This is a genomic window from Lysobacter auxotrophicus (assembly GCF_027924565.1).
In the GTDB taxonomy this organism is placed as follows: Bacteria; Pseudomonadota; Gammaproteobacteria; order Xanthomonadales; family Xanthomonadaceae; genus Lysobacter_J; species Lysobacter_J auxotrophicus.
In genome coordinates this window covers 1,130,750-1,147,564 of record NZ_AP027041.1, presented here as the reverse complement: position 1 = coordinate 1,147,564, position 16,815 = coordinate 1,130,750, and the positions used below count along the sequence as shown (strand labels likewise).

At 69.4% G+C, this 16,815-nt stretch carries 17 protein-coding genes; 7 read left to right on the top strand and 10 right to left on the bottom strand.

Annotation, left to right across the window (positions count from 1 at the left end; all coding sequences use genetic code 11):
• Positions 1 to 41 precede the first annotated feature (41 nt).
• Both hutI and LA521A_RS05200 read left to right on the top strand, forming a co-directional pair.
• Positions 42 to 1,268, top strand: a complete 1,227-nt coding sequence (gene hutI, locus LA521A_RS05205) for an imidazolonepropionase (protein WP_281781268.1) — start codon at positions 42 to 44, stop codon at positions 1,266 to 1,268.
• 31 nt (positions 1,269 to 1,299) lie between these two features.
• Entirely contained in the window at positions 1,300 to 2,499 is a 1,200-nt protein-coding gene (locus LA521A_RS05200; protein ID WP_281781267.1) for a dipeptidase, read from the top strand.
• A gap of 92 nt (positions 2,500 to 2,591) precedes the next feature.
• Here the strand turns inward: LA521A_RS05200 and LA521A_RS05195 are convergent, their stop codons facing one another.
• Together LA521A_RS05195 and LA521A_RS05190 are read right to left on the bottom strand one after the other, a co-directional pair.
• Positions 2,592 to 2,783: a 30S ribosomal protein THX gene (locus LA521A_RS05195; RefSeq protein WP_115840953.1), complete on the bottom strand. Its 192-nt coding sequence runs from the start codon at positions 2,781 to 2,783 to the stop codon at positions 2,592 to 2,594.
• Positions 2,784 to 2,967: 184 nt separating this feature from the next.
• Positions 2,968 to 3,378 (bottom strand): MerC domain-containing protein, encoded by a 411-nt coding sequence (locus LA521A_RS05190; RefSeq protein WP_281781266.1) that lies wholly within the window; start codon positions 3,376 to 3,378, stop codon positions 2,968 to 2,970.
• Positions 3,379 to 3,457: 79 nt separating this feature from the next.
• On the opposite strand from LA521A_RS05190, the gene LA521A_RS05185 reads away from it, so the two are divergent.
• From LA521A_RS05185 to LA521A_RS05170, 4 genes are all read left to right on the top strand, one after another.
• The gene (locus LA521A_RS05185) at positions 3,458 to 5,629 is read left to right on the top strand and encodes a TonB-dependent receptor (protein WP_281781265.1); all 2,172 of its coding nucleotides are present in this window, start codon (positions 3,458 to 3,460) and stop codon (positions 5,627 to 5,629) included.
• Between the two features lie 115 nt (positions 5,630 to 5,744).
• Positions 5,745 to 6,182, top strand: coding sequence for a MarR family winged helix-turn-helix transcriptional regulator (locus tag LA521A_RS05180; RefSeq protein ID WP_281781264.1), 438 nt, complete (start codon positions 5,745 to 5,747; stop codon positions 6,180 to 6,182).
• The gene (locus LA521A_RS05175) at positions 6,179 to 7,423 is read left to right on the top strand and encodes an MFS transporter (protein WP_281781263.1); all 1,245 of its coding nucleotides are present in this window, start codon (positions 6,179 to 6,181) and stop codon (positions 7,421 to 7,423) included. The genes LA521A_RS05180 and LA521A_RS05175 overlap by 4 nt, the downstream gene beginning before the upstream one ends.
• Complete coding sequence (locus LA521A_RS05170; RefSeq protein WP_281781262.1) at positions 7,420 to 7,791, top strand: cupin domain-containing protein; 372 nt, start codon at positions 7,420 to 7,422, stop codon at positions 7,789 to 7,791. The genes LA521A_RS05175 and LA521A_RS05170 overlap by 4 nt, the downstream gene beginning before the upstream one ends.
• Positions 7,792 to 7,914: 123 nt before the next feature.
• Here LA521A_RS05170 and LA521A_RS05165 read toward each other — a convergent pair whose 3' ends face one another.
• The gene (locus LA521A_RS05165) at positions 7,915 to 8,409 is read right to left on the bottom strand and encodes a transcriptional repressor (protein WP_281781261.1); all 495 of its coding nucleotides are present in this window, start codon (positions 8,407 to 8,409) and stop codon (positions 7,915 to 7,917) included.
• Positions 8,410 to 8,439: 30 nt separating this feature from the next.
• Entirely contained in the window at positions 8,440 to 9,846 is a 1,407-nt protein-coding gene (gene gltX / locus LA521A_RS05160; protein WP_281781260.1) for a glutamate--tRNA ligase, read from the bottom strand.
• Between the two features lie 89 nt (positions 9,847 to 9,935).
• Between gltX and lpxH the strand changes: the two genes are divergently transcribed.
• On the top strand, positions 9,936 to 10,673 hold the full coding sequence (gene lpxH / locus LA521A_RS05155) for a UDP-2,3-diacylglucosamine diphosphatase (RefSeq protein WP_281781259.1): 738 nt from the start codon (positions 9,936 to 9,938) through the stop codon (positions 10,671 to 10,673).
• Between the two features lie 290 nt (positions 10,674 to 10,963).
• Here the strand turns inward: lpxH and LA521A_RS05150 are convergent, their stop codons facing one another.
• The 6 genes from LA521A_RS05150 to folC form a co-directional block, all read right to left on the bottom strand.
• On the bottom strand, positions 10,964 to 11,767 hold the full coding sequence (locus LA521A_RS05150; RefSeq protein ID WP_281781258.1) for a ferritin-like domain-containing protein: 804 nt from the start codon (positions 11,765 to 11,767) through the stop codon (positions 10,964 to 10,966).
• Positions 11,768 to 11,771: 4 nt separating this feature from the next.
• Positions 11,772 to 12,128 (bottom strand): ribonuclease E inhibitor RraB, encoded by a 357-nt coding sequence (locus tag LA521A_RS05145; protein ID WP_281781257.1) that lies wholly within the window; start codon positions 12,126 to 12,128, stop codon positions 11,772 to 11,774.
• Position 12,129: 1 nt separating this feature from the next.
• A complete protein-coding gene (purF, locus tag LA521A_RS05140) occupies positions 12,130 to 13,596 on the bottom strand; it encodes an amidophosphoribosyltransferase (RefSeq protein WP_281781256.1) in 1,467 nt (488 codons plus the stop codon).
• 41 nt (positions 13,597 to 13,637) lie between these two features.
• A complete protein-coding gene (locus LA521A_RS05135) occupies positions 13,638 to 14,216 on the bottom strand; it encodes a CvpA family protein (protein ID WP_281781255.1) in 579 nt (192 codons plus the stop codon).
• Positions 14,217 to 14,241: 25 nt separating this feature from the next.
• Entirely contained in the window at positions 14,242 to 15,288 is a 1,047-nt protein-coding gene (locus tag LA521A_RS05130) for an SPOR domain-containing protein (RefSeq protein ID WP_281781254.1), read from the bottom strand.
• Between the two features lie 81 nt (positions 15,289 to 15,369).
• Entirely contained in the window at positions 15,370 to 16,674 is a 1,305-nt protein-coding gene (folC, locus tag LA521A_RS05125) for a bifunctional tetrahydrofolate synthase/dihydrofolate synthase (protein WP_281781253.1), read from the bottom strand.
• Positions 16,675 to 16,815 lie beyond the last annotated feature (141 nt).

Sequence of the window (16,815 nt, the reverse complement as noted above, 5' to 3'; positions counted from 1 at the left end):
TGGCCCTCACGCCGCCGGACATGCGGCTAGAATCGGGCCCCATGACCTCCAACGCGCATCCGGCCTGGGACGGACTGATCCTCGGCGCTTCGCTCGCCACGCTCGATGCGCCCGCCGGTTACGCGGACATCCTCGACGGGGCGCTGGCATGGAAGGACGGGACGCTGGCCTACATCGGCCCGCGCTCGGCCCTGCCCGACGCGCCGCAGCGCCTCGCCCGCGAGGTCATCGAGGCCAAGGGCTGGATCACGCCCGGGCTGGTCGACTGCCACACGCACCTGGTCTTCGCCGGCGATCGCGCCCGCGAGTTCGAACTGCGCCTGCTCGGCGCCAGTTACGAGGACATCGCACGTTCCGGCGGCGGCATCCTGTCGACCGTGCGCGCCACGCGTGCGGCCGACGAAGGCGAACTGCTGCGCCAATCGCTGCCGCGCGCGCATGCGTTGATCAGCGACGGCGCCACGACCATCGAGATCAAGTCCGGCTACGGCCTGGACTTCGATAACGAACGCAAGATGCTGCGCGTCGCGCGTCGTCTCGAGCAGCTCGGCATCGGCGTGCGCACGACGTACCTCGCTGCGCACGCCCTGCCGCCGGAGTACGCGGGACGTGCCGACGACTACATCGACGCGGCCATCGAATGGCTGCCGAAGCTGCATGCCGAAGGCCTGGTCGACGCGGTGGACGCATTCTGCGAGGGCATCGGTTTCACGCCCGACCAGACGCGTCGCATGTTCGATGCGGCGCGCGCGCTCGGCGTCCCGGTGAAGCTGCACGCCGACCAGCTCAGCGACCTGGGCGGCGGCGCGCTGGCGGCGGCGTTCGACGGACTGTCGGCTGACCACGTCGAACACACCAGCGAGGACAGCGTGCGCGCGATGGCGCGCGCCGGCACGGTCGCGGTGCTGCTGCCGGGCGCGTTCCACGTGCTGCGCGAAACCGCGCAGCCGCCGCTGGAGGCGTTCCGCACGCACGGCGTGCCGATGGCGGTGGCGACAGACTGCAATCCGGGCACCTCGCCGCTGCAGTCGCTGCGCCATGCGATGCAGCTGGCGTGCACGCACTTCCGGCTGTCGCCCGAGGAGGCGCTGCGCGGCGCGACCGTCAATGCCGCGCGCGCATTGGGCCTGAACGATCGCGGCATGCTGCGCGTGGGCGCGCGCGCCGACTTCGTACTGTGGAACATCCAGCATCCGGCCGAACTGTGTTACTGGCTCGGCGGGCGCCTCGCGCAGGCCGTGCACGCCGGCGGCCATCGCGTCACCTGATTCGATTCGACGTACACCACGGGGAGAAAACATGCGCTTGCGTTACGCCGTTCTGGGCCTGTCGCTGTCGATGGCCGCCACTTCCGCATTCGCCGCGAACGATGCGGCACGCAAACTCGCGCAGGACGCGATCGTCGTCGACACGCACATCGACGCGCCCAGCGAGCTGCTCTCGCACTGGGACGACCTGGGCGTGGCCGCGCCGAAGAAGGAGTTCGACTACCCGCGTGCGCGCGAAGGCGGCCTCACCGTGGCGTTCATGTCGATCTACACCTCGCCCGAGGAAGACCTCGCCGGTACCGCATGGCAGACGGCGAATACGCAGATCGACGCGGTGGAGGCGATGGTCGGACGGCATCCGGACAAGTTCGCGATCCTGCGTTCGCCCGGCGACGTGGAGAAGCTGCGCAAGGGCGGCCGCGTGCTGCTGACGCCGGGCATGGAGAACGGCGCGCCCATCGGCGAGGACCTGTCGAAGCTGGCGGACTTCCACGCGCGCGGCGTGCGCTACATCACCCTCGCCCATAGCGCGAACAACCGCATCAGCGACTCGTCCTACGCGGTGCAGAAGAAGTGGGGCGGCCTGAGCCCGTTCGGTGAGCAGGTCGTGGCGCAGATGAACCGCGTCGGCATCATGGTCGACGTCTCGCACCTGTCCGACGACGCGATCCGCGACGTGTTGCGCGTGACCGACGTGCCGGTGATCGCCAGCCATTCGGGCATGCGCCATTTCACGCCGGGCTTCGAGCGCAATATCAGCGACGAACTGGCGCTGGCCGTGGCGAAGGAAGGCGGCGTGGTGCAGCTGGTGTTCGGCACGGGCTTCGTCAGCGAGAAGGCGGCATCGGACATGCAGGCGTACTTCGCGGCATCGGATGCGTTCGACAGGGAAAACGAGAAGCTCGCCGCTGCCGGCAAGCCGCTGAAGTCGAAGGACGCGTTCGAGAAGGCGTGGAAGGACGCGCATCCGGTGCCGGTGGTGCACATCGACGCGGTGCTGGACCAGATCGACTACGCGGTGAAGCTGATCGGCGTGGACCACGTCGGCATCGGATCGGACTTCGATGGCGTCAGCGGCAACCTGCCGGTGGAGCTGCGCTCGGTGGCCGACTATCCGAACCTGGTCGAGGGCCTGCTCAAGCGCGGGCATTCGGAGGCGGACATCCGCAAGATCCTCGGCGGCAACCTGCTGCGCGTGTGGGGCGAAGTGGAGAAGGCGGCCAAGCACTGATCGCCCCTCTTCGTTCCGCAGAAAAACAAAAGCCCCGCCAAGGCGGGGCTTTCTGCTTTCGGACCTGAGGTCCGGAGCGGGCGCCGGGGCGCTTACTCCTTGGAAGCGGCCTTCTTCACCGCGACCTTCTTGGCGGCCGGGGCCTTGGCCACGGTCTTGGTCGCCTTCTTCGCGACCGGGGCGGCGGCGGTGCCGGCGGCCTTGGTCGTGGCCTTGCTGCGGGCGTTGCCGTAGCTGGAGTTGTAACGCTTGCCCTTGGCAGTCTTGCGGTCGCCCTTGCCCATGATGTGCTCCTAAAACTGTTCAGATCCGCACCGGGGTGCGGGGTTACGTAGATCGCGTTCGCGCGAGGTCGCGAAGTCTAGCACGGGCGCCGGGCCCTCTAGCCTTCCGGGGCCCAAGCCGCCCTTGGTAACGGGACGCCCGGCAGGCGGGGATCGGAAGAGCGGGTCGCCTCCGGCCGACGCGCTAATGCGCGCAGGAAGCGTCGTGCACGTGCACGTGGTTCAGCCGCAGGTTCGCCAGATGCGCCAGGCCCACCAGCGTGCCGCCGAAGGTCATCGCGATGGCATGCGGGATCAGGCTCTGGTGCAGCGGCTGGTACAGCACGCCGAACCACAGCACCGCCAGCCCCGGAATCATCAGCGACAGCGCCTGCACGGCGCGGTGCCGGCGGTAGCCCCAGACCATGCTGAACAACCCCAGCGCCGTGGCGAACAGCACGAAGCCTTCCTCGAAGCCCGATCCCAGCCACGCCGCGACGCCCAGCGACGGCAGCACCGCGATCACCAGCGGCAACAGCGCGCAGTGGATCGCGCACAGCAACGAACCGGTGGCACCGATGCGGTCGAGCAGGCTGCGGGGACGAATGGGGGGCATGACTTTCGGGAGGGTGGTGGAACCGGTTTCGTTATAATATAACATTACGCAACTTGAGCCACCTACTTTACCTCGACCGATGTCAAAGCGCCTGCTGAACCGCCGTCTCCCGCTCGCCCTCGCGCTCGCCGCCGCCCTCCCCCTGGCCGCCCAGGCGGACGACCAGGGCCACGACCACCAGCCCAAGGACCTCAGCGGGGTCGAGGTGAAAGCCACCCCGCTGGTCGGTACCGCCGAAGACCTCGTCCGCCCCGTCGACGTCCTCGCCGGCGCCCGGCTCGACCAGGCGAAGGCCAACTCGCTCGGCGAGACGGTCGGCAAGCTCCCCGGCGTGCAGTCCTCGTACTTCGGCCCGGGCGTGGGCCGCCCGATCGTCCGCGGGTTCGACGGCGCGCGCGTGCAGGTGCTGAGCGACGGCCTGGGCTCGGGCGACGTCTCCACCATCAGCGTCGACCACGCGGTGAGCATCGAGCCGTTCCTGGCCGACCAGATCGAGGTGCTGAAAGGGCCGGCGACCCTGCTCTACGGCAGCGGCGCGATCGGCGGTGCGGTGAACGTCATCGACGGCCGCATCCCCGAAGCCGTCACCGACGAACCGCTGCAAGGCCGCGCCGAGCTGCGCGGCAATACCGTCAACGACGAGCGCACCGGCATGTTCCGCATGGACGGCACGGCCGCGTCCGGCAACATCGTCTTCCATGCCGACGCGCTGCATCGCGAAACCGGCGACTACGACATCCCCGGCTATCCGGAAAGCCGCCGCCTGATGGAGGAAGAAGGCGAGACGCCCGATCCGTCGACGAGGGGCACGCTGCCCAACAGCTTCGTGCGCACCGACAGCGGCGCGCTGGGCGTGAGCTGGATCGGCGACCGCGGTTTCCTCGGCGTTGGCGCGAGCCTGTTCGACACGCGTTACGGCGTGCCCGCCGGCGCGCACGAACACGACCACGGCGACGACCACGCGCACGAGGGCGAAGAAGAAGCGCACGAAGAGGAAGGCCCCGTCACCATCGGCATGACGCAGCACCGCTACGAAGTGCGCGGCGGGCTCGACGATCTGGGCGCATTCAAGTCGCTGCGCGCCAAGGTCGCGCGCACCGAATACACGCATACGGAATACGAGGGCGAGGAAACCGGCACCGTCTTCGACAACACCAGCACCGAGGCGCGCGTGGAACTCGTGCACAAGCCGGTGCTCGGCTGGGACGGCGCGATCGGCGTGCAGTGGGGCAAGCGCGATTTCGAGGCGATCGGCGAGGAGGCCTTCGTTCCGCCGTCCAAGGGCGAGGATGCCGGCGTCTTCTGGCTGGGACAGCGCGACTTCGGCCCGGTGAAGACCGAAGTCGGCGCGCGTTTCGATCGCAACAAGATCGACGTGAACGAAGCCGAGGCGATCGGTCCGGATCGCGAATTCAACACGACGAGCCTGTCGGCGGCGTTCAAGTGGGACATCAACGAAGCCTTCCACCTGTCGTTCGGCCTCGACCGCGCGCAGCGCGCGCCGACCGCGGAAGAGCTGTATTCCAACGGCGTGCACGTGGCGACCAGCAGCATCGAACTGGGCTCGCCGATGATGGACGAGGAAACCGCCAACCGCGCCGAGATCGGCCTGCATTGGCACGGCGGCCCGTTCAAGGCGAGCGCGTCGATCTACCACGTGAAGTACGACGACTTCATCTACCTGGCCGACACCGGCGTGGTCGAGGACGGCAACCCGGTGCGCCTGTGGACGCAGGACGACGCGCGCTTCAACGGCGCCGAAGCCGAAGTGAACTGGAACTTCGCCGACAACGACAGCGGCCTGTGGAACCTTCGCGTGTTCGGCGACATGGTGCGCGCCGAGCTCACCGGCAGCGGCACGCGCGAGGTCGCCTTCGCGATACCGCACGGCGATCACACGCACGATTACACAGCCGAACTCGCGCGCGGCGGCAACCTTCCGCGCATCGCGCCGCATCGCGTCGGCGGCGAAGTGAGCTGGGAACTGGGCAGCTGGCGCGCGTCGCTCGGCGCCACGCGCTATGCGAAGCAGGACGAGGTCGCCGCGTACGAAACCCAGACGCCGGGCTACACGCTCGTCGACGCGCACGTCGCCTGGCACAAGGACACGCCGCACGGCAACGCGTGGGAAGTCTTCCTGGACGGCAGCAACCTGCTCGACGAGGAGGCGCGCGTGCACACGTCCTTCCTCAAGGACGTCGCGCCCCTGCCCGGCCGCGGCGTGGCCTTCGGCATTCGCACGTTCTTCTGATCGCGCCGGCCTTGGGCTCCCCTTCCCGCCGTCGGGAAGGGTCGCCCGGCACCTGAACAGCGCCGCCTCGCACGCGGCGCTTTTCTTTTCCGCAAATAGGTGTATATACACGCTTATGACCGACGCCCCCCTGCCCGCGAGCCTGTGCACGTGCTTCCGACTGCGCAAACTCTCGCGCCTGGTGACGCAGCGCTACGACCGCGAACTCGCAGCGGCCGGCCTCAACCTCAACCAGTATTCGATCCTCCGTCGCGCCACACGCACGCCACAGACGGTGGGCGCGCTGGCGCGCGAGATCGGCATGGACCGCACCACGCTCAGTCGCGACCTCAAGCCGCTGATCGCCGCCGGCTGGATCGACCTCGCCAGCAGCGACGACGACGCGCGCGCGAAGATCGTGCGCATCAAGCCTGCGGGCAAGCGCGTGCTCGATCGCGCGCAGCCGCTCTGGCGCAAGGCGCAGGACGAGATCGACGCGCGCCTGGGCACCGCCGGCGTGAACGCGCTGCACAACCACCTGGATCGCGCGATGGCGCGCATGGAACGGGAATGAACGCCGCGCCGCACGCCACGCGCTACTGGCCGCTGGTCCTCGCCGCCACGGCGATGCTGATGATCACCATGGGCGTGCGCCAGTCGATGGGGCTGTTCGTCGCGCCGATCGGCCGCAGCACCGGCATGACCGTCGCGCAGATCAGCTTCGCGCTCGCGATCGGCCAGTTCGTGTGGGGCGCGGTGCAGCCCGTGTTCGGCGCGATCGCCGACCAGCGCGGGCCCGGTCGCGTGCTCGTGTTCGGCGGCGTGCTGCTCGCGGCCGGCATGGCGCTTGCGCCCACGCTCGCATCCGAATGGGGCCTGCTGCTCACGCTCGGCGTGTTGAGCGCGGCCGGCGCGGGCGCGGGGAGTTTCTCGATCCTGATCGGCGCGACCGCGCAGCACATGCCCGCCGAAAAGCGCTCGATGGCGGCGGGCGTCATCAACGCCGGCGGTTCGTTCGGCCAGTTCCTGTTCGCGCCGCTGGTGCAGGCGGTGATCAGCGCCGCCGGCTGGGCTGCCGCGATGTTCACCCTGGCCGCCTCCGCGCTGGCGACCTTGCCGCTCGCGTGGCCGCTGCGTCGCAAGGCGGAGGCCCCGCGAACCGGCACCGCGAACGCCGCCGCGCCCGGCATCGGCCTGCGCGAGCAAGTGCGCGTCGCGGTGCGCGATCGCAGCTACTGGATGCTGCACCTGGGCTTCTTCACCTGCGGCGTGCACATCGCCTTCCTCGTCACGCACCTGCCGGGCGAAATCGCGCTGTGCGGATTGCCCGCGAGCGTGTCGGCGGTGTCGCTCGCGCTGATCGGCCTGTTCAACGTGGGCGGCAGCCTCGCCGCGGGCTGGCTCGGCCAGCGCTTGCGCATGAAGTATCTGCTCGCCGCGATGTACGCCAGTCGCGCGGCGCTGATCGCGATCTACCTCGTTTCGCCGCCGACGCCGCTGACGTTCTTCCTCTTCTCCGCGGGGCTGGGCCTCACGTGGCTGGCCACCGTGCCGCCGACGGCCGGACTCGTCGGCAAGCTGTTCGGGCCGCGCTACCTCGGCACGCTGTTCGGCTTGACCTTGCTGTCGCACCAGCTTGGCGGCTTCTTCGGCGCGTGGGTCGGCGGCCTGGTGCTGGAGCGTTTCGGCGATTACAGCTGGATGTGGTACGCCGACATGGCGCTGGCGCTCATCGCCGCCGCCACGAACCTTCCGATCCGCGAAGCGTCGCCGATCGCGATGCGCGCACCCGTTCCGCAACCGGAGGCCACATGAGCGTGCATGGCGAAAACGAAGGTGCGATCGACCTGAAGGCGAAGCTGGCCGCGTTCGACGAACACTGGCAGCCGCGCACCGTCGCGACCTTCAACGGGCACGACATCATGGTGGTGAAGGTGAAGGGCGAGTTCGTGTGGCACTCGCACGCGGACACCGACGATCTGTTCCTCGTGCTGCATGGTCGCGTGCGCATCGAACTGCGCGACCGCCACGTCGAACTCGGCCCGGGCGAGTTGTTCGTCGTGCCGCGCGGCGTGGAGCATCGTCCGGTCGCCGTCGAGGAAGCGCACCTGATGCTGATCGAACCGACCGGAACGCCGAACACGGGCGATGCGGCGACGGCGGCGCAGCGTCGGGTGATCTAGGCACCGGGAATGTGACGCTCTTGTAGCCCGGGTAAGCGAAGCGCACCCGGGGTCGACGTGTCTGCGCGCAGCAACGTTCCCCGGGTGCGCTTCGCTTACCCGGGCTACAAAAACACCGCTTGATCAGCTCTCGGCGCCGGCGCGCGCGCAGGCGGCGCACACGCCGTGCACTTCCAGCGTCTGCGCCTGCGGAGTGAAGCCGAGTTCCCGCGCACGACGATCGAGCGTTTCAACGATGCGTTCGTCTTCCAGCTCGGTCGCCGACTGGCAGCGATCGCAGATCAGGAACGGCACGGCGTGTTGCGCCGAACCCGGGTGATGGCAGCCGACGAACGCGTTGATCGACGCGAGCTTGTGGATGAAGCCGTGTTCGAGCAGGAAATCCAGCGCGCGATACACCGTCGGCGGCGCCGCGGCGTCGTGGGTGGCCTTCATCTGGTCGAGCAGCTCGTACGCCTTCATCGGGCGACCCGCGTCGGCGATCAGGCGCAGCGCATGCGCACGGATCGGCGTGAGGCGCAGGCCACGGGCCTCGCACGCGCGCTCGACCTCGTGCACGAAGGCGTCGCCGTCGTGGACGTGGTGCGTCGGGTCGGTGCAGGCGTGGTCGTGGCTCATGGCGCGGGCGGTCTTTCGAATACTCAGGATCTAGGCGCCGGCCGGCACTTTTGCAAGGGCGGCATCGATGCGCGCCAGCGCCTCGGCCTGCCCCGCGAGGTACACGGTGTGCGAGATGTCCGGCGACACCTGCGTGCCGGTGATCGCCACGCGCAGCGGCTGCGCCACCTTGCCCATGCCGATGCCCAGCGCCTCGGCGGTCGCGTGCAGCGCCTGCGAGACCGCATCGGCGCTCCACTGCGGCAACGCGGCCAGGCGCTCGCGCGCGTCGGCCAGCGGCGCACGCGCAGCGGCGGTGAGGTGCTTGGCGACGGCGGCATCGTCGTACTGCGTGAGGGGGCCGAACCACACCGCCGCGCGTTCGCCCATTTCCTTCAGCGTCTGCACGCGATCGCGCAGCGCGATCACGATGTCGGCCGGCGCGGGGCCCTTCGCCCGGTCGTAGCCCTGCGCATCCAGATGCCATTCCAGGTGCTTCGCGACGTCGTTCGGATCGTCGTTCTTCAGGTACTGCTGGTTGAGCCAGCCGAGCTTCGCCGGATCCAGGCGCGACGCCTTCGCGTTCACGTCCTTCAGGTCGAACAGCTCGGTCATCTGCGCGATGGAGAAGATCTCCTGGTCGCCATGCGACCAGCCCAGGCGCACCAGGTAGTTGAGCAGCGCGTGCGGCAGGTAGCCCATCTCGCGGTACTGCATGACGTCGGCCGCGCCGGTGCGCTTGGAGAGCTTGGCGCCTTCGGGGTCGAGGATCATCGGCAGGTGCGCGAAATGCGGCACCGTGGCGCCGAGCGCGCGGTAGATGTTGATCTGCCGCGGGGTGTTGTTGACGTGGTCGTCGCCGCGCACGACGTCGGTGATGCCCATGTCCAGGTCATCGACCACCACGGCGAAGTTGTAGGTCGGGTAGCCGTCGGAACGGAAGATCACCAGGTCGTCGAGCTCGCTGTTGGCGAACTCGATCGTGCCCTTCACCTTGTCGTCCCACGTCACCACGCCATCGACGGGGTTCTTGAAGCGGATGACGCGGTTGGGATCGTCGCGGAAGCCTTCGTTTCGGTCGCGATACGCGCCGTTGTAGCGCGGCTTGTCGCCGGCAGCCATGGCCTTCTCGCGCATGGCCTCGAGTTCCTCCTTCGTCTCGTAGGCGTAGTACGCGGTGCCGGCGGCGACCATCTGCTCGGCGACGGTGCGGTAACGCTCCAGGCGCTGCGTCTGGAAGATGGGGCCCTCGTCGTAGGACAGGCCCAGCCACTCCATCGCCTCCAGGATGGCGTCGATCGCCGCCTGCGTGCTGCGTTCGCGGTCCGTGTCCTCGATGCGCAGGACGAATTCGCCGCCGCGGCGGCGCGCCTCCAGCCAGCAGTACAGCGCCGTGCGGGCGCCGCCGATGTGCAGGTAGCCGGTGGGACTGGGGGCGAAGCGGGTGCGGCAGCTCATGCGGACGACTCGGAACGGCGGAAACCGGCGATTTTACCGGACCGGGCGCGATGCGGCCGGATATGCCTCCAAGGCCCTAGAATCCCCCCATGGCGACCCTTTTCATCTCCGACCTCCACCTCGACGCCGAGCGTCCCCGGATCACCGAATTGTTCGGGCACTTCATCCGCACCGAGGCGCGCCACGCCGATGCGCTGTACATCCTCGGCGATCTGTTCGAGGCGTGGGTCGGCGATGACGATCCGTCCGACACCGGCGCCTTCGTCGCCCGCGAGCTTCACGACCTGCAGGCCTCGGGCGTGCCGGTGTTCTTCATCCGCGGCAATCGCGACTTCCTGCTCGGCGACGACTTCGCCCGCCGCGCCGGCATGCGGATCCTGGCCGACCCCTCGGTGGTGATGCTCTACGGCGAGCCGACGTTGATCATGCACGGCGACACGCTGTGCACGGACGATGTCGCCTACCAGCAGTTCCGCGCGCAGACGCGCAACCCGGCGTGGCAGGCGCAGTTCCTGTCGCAGCCGCTGGTGGCGCGCATCGCGTTCGCGCAGCAGGCGCGCGCGGCCAGCCGTGCGCACCAGAGCGGGTTGAAGCAGCAGGGCACGATGGAAAGCATCACCGACGTGTCGCCGGAAACCGTGGACAGCACCTTCAGCCGCTTCGGGATCGAGCGCATCGTCCACGGCCACACGCATCGCCCGGCCGTGCACGAACTCATGGTGGACGGCCGCCCGTGCGAGCGCATCGTGCTCGGCGACTGGTACGACCACGGCTCGGTCCTGCGCGTGACGCGCAAGGGGTTCGAGTTGTGCGGGTTGTCGATGTAGGGCGCGAGGCCGCTGTCCGCTCTGGCGTCGGATCACATCACATCGGCGCATCGAGGACGTCATCCCGGCGAAGGCCGGGCCCAGGCCGACACGTTCTCCGACTCTCTCTCTCGTCATTCCAGCGAAAGCTGGAACCCCTGTTGATCCTGGCGGATGACGAGGGCGGCGCAACAGCAAGTGCGTTCCAGCGTTCGCTGGAATGACGGATCAGGATGGAAAGCCTGATGGCCTGGATCCCGGCCTTCGCCGGGATGACGGCAGGCAATGCGACGTGTCGTTGACGCGCCGACCTAACCTGCCAGCTTCTCCAACGCGTCGAGTTCCTCCGGCCCGAACCCCGCCGCGCTGCGCGCTTCATGGTTGAACGGCCCGTACAGCACCGCGCGTGCGTACTCGCCCAGCAGTTCGCGGAAGCGCGGCGCCGGGTCCACGCCCGCGCGTTCGCAATACCAGCGGAACCAGCGCGAACCCGCGGCGACGTGCGCGACTTCCTCGCGCAGGATCACCTCCAGGATCGCCACCGTCGCTTCGTCGCCCATCGCGCGCAGCTTCACGATCATGCCGGGCGTGACGTCCAGGCCGCGCGCTTCCAGCACGCGCGGCACCAGCGCCATGCGCGCGAGGCCGTCGTGTGCGGTTTTCTCGGCCATTTCCCACAGGCCGTTGTGCGCGTCGAAATCGCCGTAGTCGTGACCCAGATCGTGCAGGCGCGCGCGCAGCAGGTTGAAGTGCCGCGCCTCGTCGTTCGCGACGCCGACCCAGTCCGCGTAGAAATCGTGCGGCATCCCGCGAAAGCGGTACGCCGCGTCCCACGCCAAGTCGATCGCGTTGAACTCGATGTGCGCGATCGCGTGGATGAAGGCCGCGCGCCCTTCGTTGCTGCCGAAGCCACGTCGCGGCAGGTCGCGCGGGTGCACGAGCAGCGGACGCTCGGGGCGCCCCGGCATGCGGATCGCCTCCGGTTCCGGCGCGTCGTCGGGAATCGTGAGTTCGCCGCGCGAGAACGCCTCGGCAGCGGCAAACGTCGCGGCGATCTTCGCCTCCGGCGTCGCCGCGTCCAGGCACGCGCGCGCGGCGTCGAACAGCGAGGTCATGGCGTCAGTGCGCGGCAGGGTCGGCCGGCGAACAACCCCAGCCGTCGGCGAATCCGCCGAAGGTTCCGGCCAGGTCGGCCAGTTCGCGCTCCAGCGCGGTGATGGCCGCGTGCGACGGCGCCATGATGCGCACCACGCACACCTGCCACACGTCTTCCTCGTCGACCTCGGGTTCGTCCACCGACACGAACGGCTTCTCCGCCGCGGCGGCCGCGAAGGCCTCCGCCTGCGACTCGTCGTCGAAGACGTGGAAGAACTCGATCGGACGCTCCAGCGACAGGTCGTCGCCGTCGTCGAGCATGCGACGCAGGACCTCGCCGTTCTCGTCGTCGGGAATCATCGCCCGCTGCAGTTCGCGCACGTCACGCCCTCCGCGTCTTCTTCGCTTCGTCCGAACGCAACTGCTGGATGCGCTCGAAATAGCCCGGCTCGATCCCGGTGACGTATTCGCCGTTGAAGCACGACGAATCGAAATGGTTGATGCGCTGCTTCGGGCCCGACACGGCTTCTTCCAGGTCGGACAGATCCTGGTAGATCAGCCAGTCGACGCCGAGCAGCTTCTCGACTTCCTCGTCCGTGCGGCCGTGCGCGACGAGTTCCTCGGCCGACGGCATGTCGATGCCGTACACGTTCGGGTAGCGCACCGCCGGCGCAGCGGACGCGAGGTACACCTTGCGCGCGCCGGCATCGCGCGCCATCTGCACGATCTGCTTCGACGTCGTGCCACGCACGATGGAGTCGTCCACCAGCAGCACCACGCGATTGCGGAATTCCAGCGGGATCGGATTGAGCTTGCGGCGCACCGACTTCGCGCGTTCGCCCTGCCCCGGCATGATGAAGGTGCGGCCGACGTAACGGTTCTTGATGAAGCCTTCGCGGTACTTCACGCCGATGACGTTGGCGATTTCCAGCGCGGCGTCGCGCGAGGTGTCGGGAATCGGAATGACCGTGTCGATGTCGTGGTCCGGCCGCAGGCGCAGGATCTTCTCGCCCAGCTTCTGGCCCATGCGCATGCGCGCCTTGTGCACCGAGACCTCGTCCATCATCGAGTCCGGGCGCGCGAAATACACGTATTCGAAGATGCACGGCGTGTGCTCGCGCGGCTCGGCGCACTGGCGCGTGAACAGCTCGCCGCGCGGCGTGACGACGATGCCCTCGCCCGGGCGCACGTCGCGTACGCGCTCGAAGCCGAGCAGGTCGAGCGCGACCGATTCGGACGCGACGGCGTATTCGTCCTGGCCGCCGCTGTTGCGCTTGCCCAGCACCAACGGGCGGATGCCATTGGGATCGCGGAACGCCACCAGACCCAGGCCCAGCACCGTCGCCACCACCGCGAACCCGCCGACGCAGCGGCGATGCACGCCTTCGATCGCGCGGAACGCGGCTTCCGGGTTCAGCGCCTTCTGCGTGTCGAGCTCGTGCGCGAAGACGTTGAGCAGCACTTCCGAATCGGATTCGGTGTTGACGTTGCGGCGATCCTGTTCGAACACCTCGTTGCGCAGCGCATCGGTGTTGATCAGGTTACCGTTGTGCGCCAGCGCGATGCCGAAGGGCGAATTCACGTAGAACGGCTGCGCTTCGTCGGAGCCTTCGCTGCCGGCGGTGGGATAGCGGCAATGCGCGATGCCGACGCGGCCTTCCAGCAGCGACATCGAGTTCTCGTCGAACACGTCGCTGACCAGCCCGTTGCCCTTGTGCACGCGCAACTTGCTGCCGTTGGCGGTGGCGATGCCGGCCGCGTCCTGGCCGCGATGCTGCAGCACCGTCAGGCCGTCGTAGAGCTGCGCCGCGACGTCGTTGTGGCCGACGATACCGAGAATGCCGCACATGGTGATGAGTCCTGCTGTGAAGTTGTGTGTTGCGGCGAGGCTCAGGCCTCGCTGACCGGCGCGGGCAACGCCGGCGTGGCGTCGGGCGTCGCGGCCGGAGGAAGTTCCGGATGGTCCGTCGGCACGCGACCGTCGAGGTCGACATGCTCGGCGGCCCATTCGGGCAACCATGCGCGCATCCACTGCGCGCCCGGGACGAACACCGGCACGACCGGCGAGCGCTGCCATTCGGGCTCGCGCGGCATCGCCGTCAGGCCGGCCAGCAGCACCAGCACGCAGGCGACGAACGCGCCGCGCGCGACGCCGAGCACCAGGCCGAGCATCCGATCGAGCCCGGACAGACCGACCGACTGCACCAGCTTGCGCACCAGCCAGCCCACCAGGCCGACCACGACCAGCACGCCGATGAAGCACAGCGCGTAGCCGCCGAAGAGCTCGCCGGCGCCGATCTCACCGTCGCCGGAGAGCATCAACCCGACGTCGCCGCCGAAGTGGAACGCCGCCCAGCCGGCCAGCAGCCACGCGACCAGCGAGGCGAGCACGCCGACGAAGCCGCGCATCAGCCCGAACAACGCCGACACCGCGACCACCGCCAGCAGGACCCAGTCGATCGCGCCCATGCGCTAATCCAAGGCCCAGATGGGGTCAGGGATGCGGGCGGACAATGCCGCTCACGCCCAGTTTCGCCGCGACCTGCGCTTTGAGCTGGTCGGCCTGGTCGCGACTGGCGACGGGGCCGACGCGGACGCGGTTCAGCACGCCCTTGTCGGTGCGGACCTGTTCGACGAATGCGCTGAAACCGGCCGAACGCGCGCGGTCGCGCAGCTTGTCGGCCTCGGCGGCGCTTCCGAACGCGCCCAGCTGGACGGCGAACCCGGTTCCGGCGGCGGCCGGCGTGCCCGGTCGGGCGGCGGCAGGCTGCGGTGCGGGAGCGGCAGGCTTCTCGGCGGGCTTTTCAGCCTTCGCGACGGGTTTTTCGACCGGCTTGGCGGCGGGCTTCGCAGGTTCAGCCGGGAGCGGCGCGGCGGCTTGCGTCGCGGGACGCGAGTCGGCCAGCGGCACCGGCGCCGAGACGGAAGCCGACGGCGTCGGGGCCGGCTGCGGCGCGCTCGCGACCGGCTCGGCGGCCTCGGCGTCCAGCACGACGACCTTCGCGCCGACATCGCTGCGCACGCGGCCGGACTGCAGGCGCGCGGCTTCGGCTTCGGCCTGCGTGGCGAACGGACCGATCCGTACGCGATGCAGCGTGCGGCCGTTGCCGGGCACGGCTTCCTGGTAGGCGGTCAGCTGCGCGCCCTGGAGCGCCTTGATCACGCGATCGGCGTCGGCGGTGCTCGCATAGCTGCCGAAGCTCACGGCGAAGTTGCCGCCGCCCGTGGCGGCCGGCATCGCGCCCTCGACCGGCGCGGCAGGCGCGGTCGCGGTGGTGTCGACGGTGGGCAGCGTGTCGCCTTCGGCGGCGTTCGCGCCGGCGTTCATCCCGACGGCGCCGCCGCTGGGGGCCTGGCCGGGGCTCACGAGCGGGAGCTCGCGGGTTTCGAAGTCGCCTTCCGGCGCCTTGGGCAGTTCGAGCGGGACATTGGACGCCCCGCTTTCGGGGGCCGGCCCCTTGATCAGCATCGGCAGGAAGATCACCGCCAGTGCGATCAACACGACCGCACCGATGACGCGCTGTTTCAGGGCAGGTTCCATCGGTTCTCGTTTACCGCAGGCGGATCGCCGCGCGAATTATACCCTCGCGATCCGTCGTGGCCGGCTCGATGCCGGTCACGTTCAGTCGCGGGCGAGCGACTCCAGCGCGCTCGCCGCGGTGTGGAAGGAGCCGAACACCAGCACGCGATCGCCCGCCTTGGCCTCCGCCCGCGCGGCGTGGAGCGCCTGCGCGACGTCCGCATGCCGCGTGCCGTCGGCCGCCGCGGTGCCGGCCAGGCGCGCGGCGAGCGCGGCCACGTCGCCGCCACGCGGCCCGGCATCGGCCAGCCCGGCCAGATGCCATCGATCGACGACCGGCGCCACCGCCTCGACCACGCCGGCGACGTCCTTGTCCGACAGCGCGGCGTAGACGGCGATCACGCGGCCCGGCGTGGGGGCGGCACGCAGCCAGTCGGCCAGCGCGCGCGCGGCCTGCGGGTTGTGGCCGACGTCGACGACGACCTCCACGCCGTCGCGCTCGAACCGCTGCAGCCGCCCGCCGACGTGCGCGTTCGCGATGCCGTCCGCATACGCGTGCTGCGGCAGCGGCTTCGGCCGCGTCTTCAGCGACCGCAGCGCGGCGATGGCGACCGCCGCATTGCGCAGCTGCACGGGCGCGGCGAGCTGCGGCACCGGAAGCTCGAGGCGTTTGCCGATCTCGCGCCATTGCCAGCGCGACGGCTGCGCGTTGCCGCCGGCATCGAGCGACGGCGGCAGCGGCTTGAAAAAGAAGTCGTTCGCGATGCGCCACGTCGGCGCGCCGATGCGATACGCGTGCCCGAGCACGCTCGACGGCGGATCGTCGTCGCCCAGCACCAGCGGCTTCCACGCGCGCGCGATGCCGACCTTCTCGGCGCCGATCTGCTCGCGGTCGTCGCCGAGGTAATCCTGGTGGTCCAGGTCCACCGTGGTGATCACCGCGACGTCGGCATCGACGAGGTTGGTCGCATCCAGCCGCCCGCCGAGGCCCACCTCGAGGATCGCCAGGTCGAGCCCGGCGCGTTCGAACCGCCACAGCGCGGCGAGCGTGCCGTACTCGAAGTACGTCAGCGGCGTGTCGCCGCGCGCGGCTTCGATCGCTTCGAACGCTTCGATCAGCGCGTCGTCGGGCGCGTCGGCGCCGTCGATGCGCACGCGCTCGTTGTAGGCCAGCAGGTGCGGCGAGGTGTACGCGCCCACCTTCCAGCCCGCCGCGCGCGCGATGGATTCGATGAAGGCGACCGTGGAGCCCTTGCCGTTCGTCCCGCCGACGGTGATCACCGCCTTGCCGGGCGGGCCGAGTTTCAGCGCCTGCGCGACGACGCGGATGCGGTCGAGCCCCATGTCGATGGACCGGGGATGGATGCGTTCGATGGTTTGGAGCCAGTCGGCGAGCGTGCGGGTCATTTGCGCATTATCGCCGGGGACCCGCCGTTGTAGCTTCTGTGGCCCGGGTAAGGCCGAAGGCCGCACCCGGGTTGCGCACGTCCGTAGCCCCGCCCCGGCTGCGCTTCGCTTACCCGGGCTACAAGGGCCGCGCTACCGCCG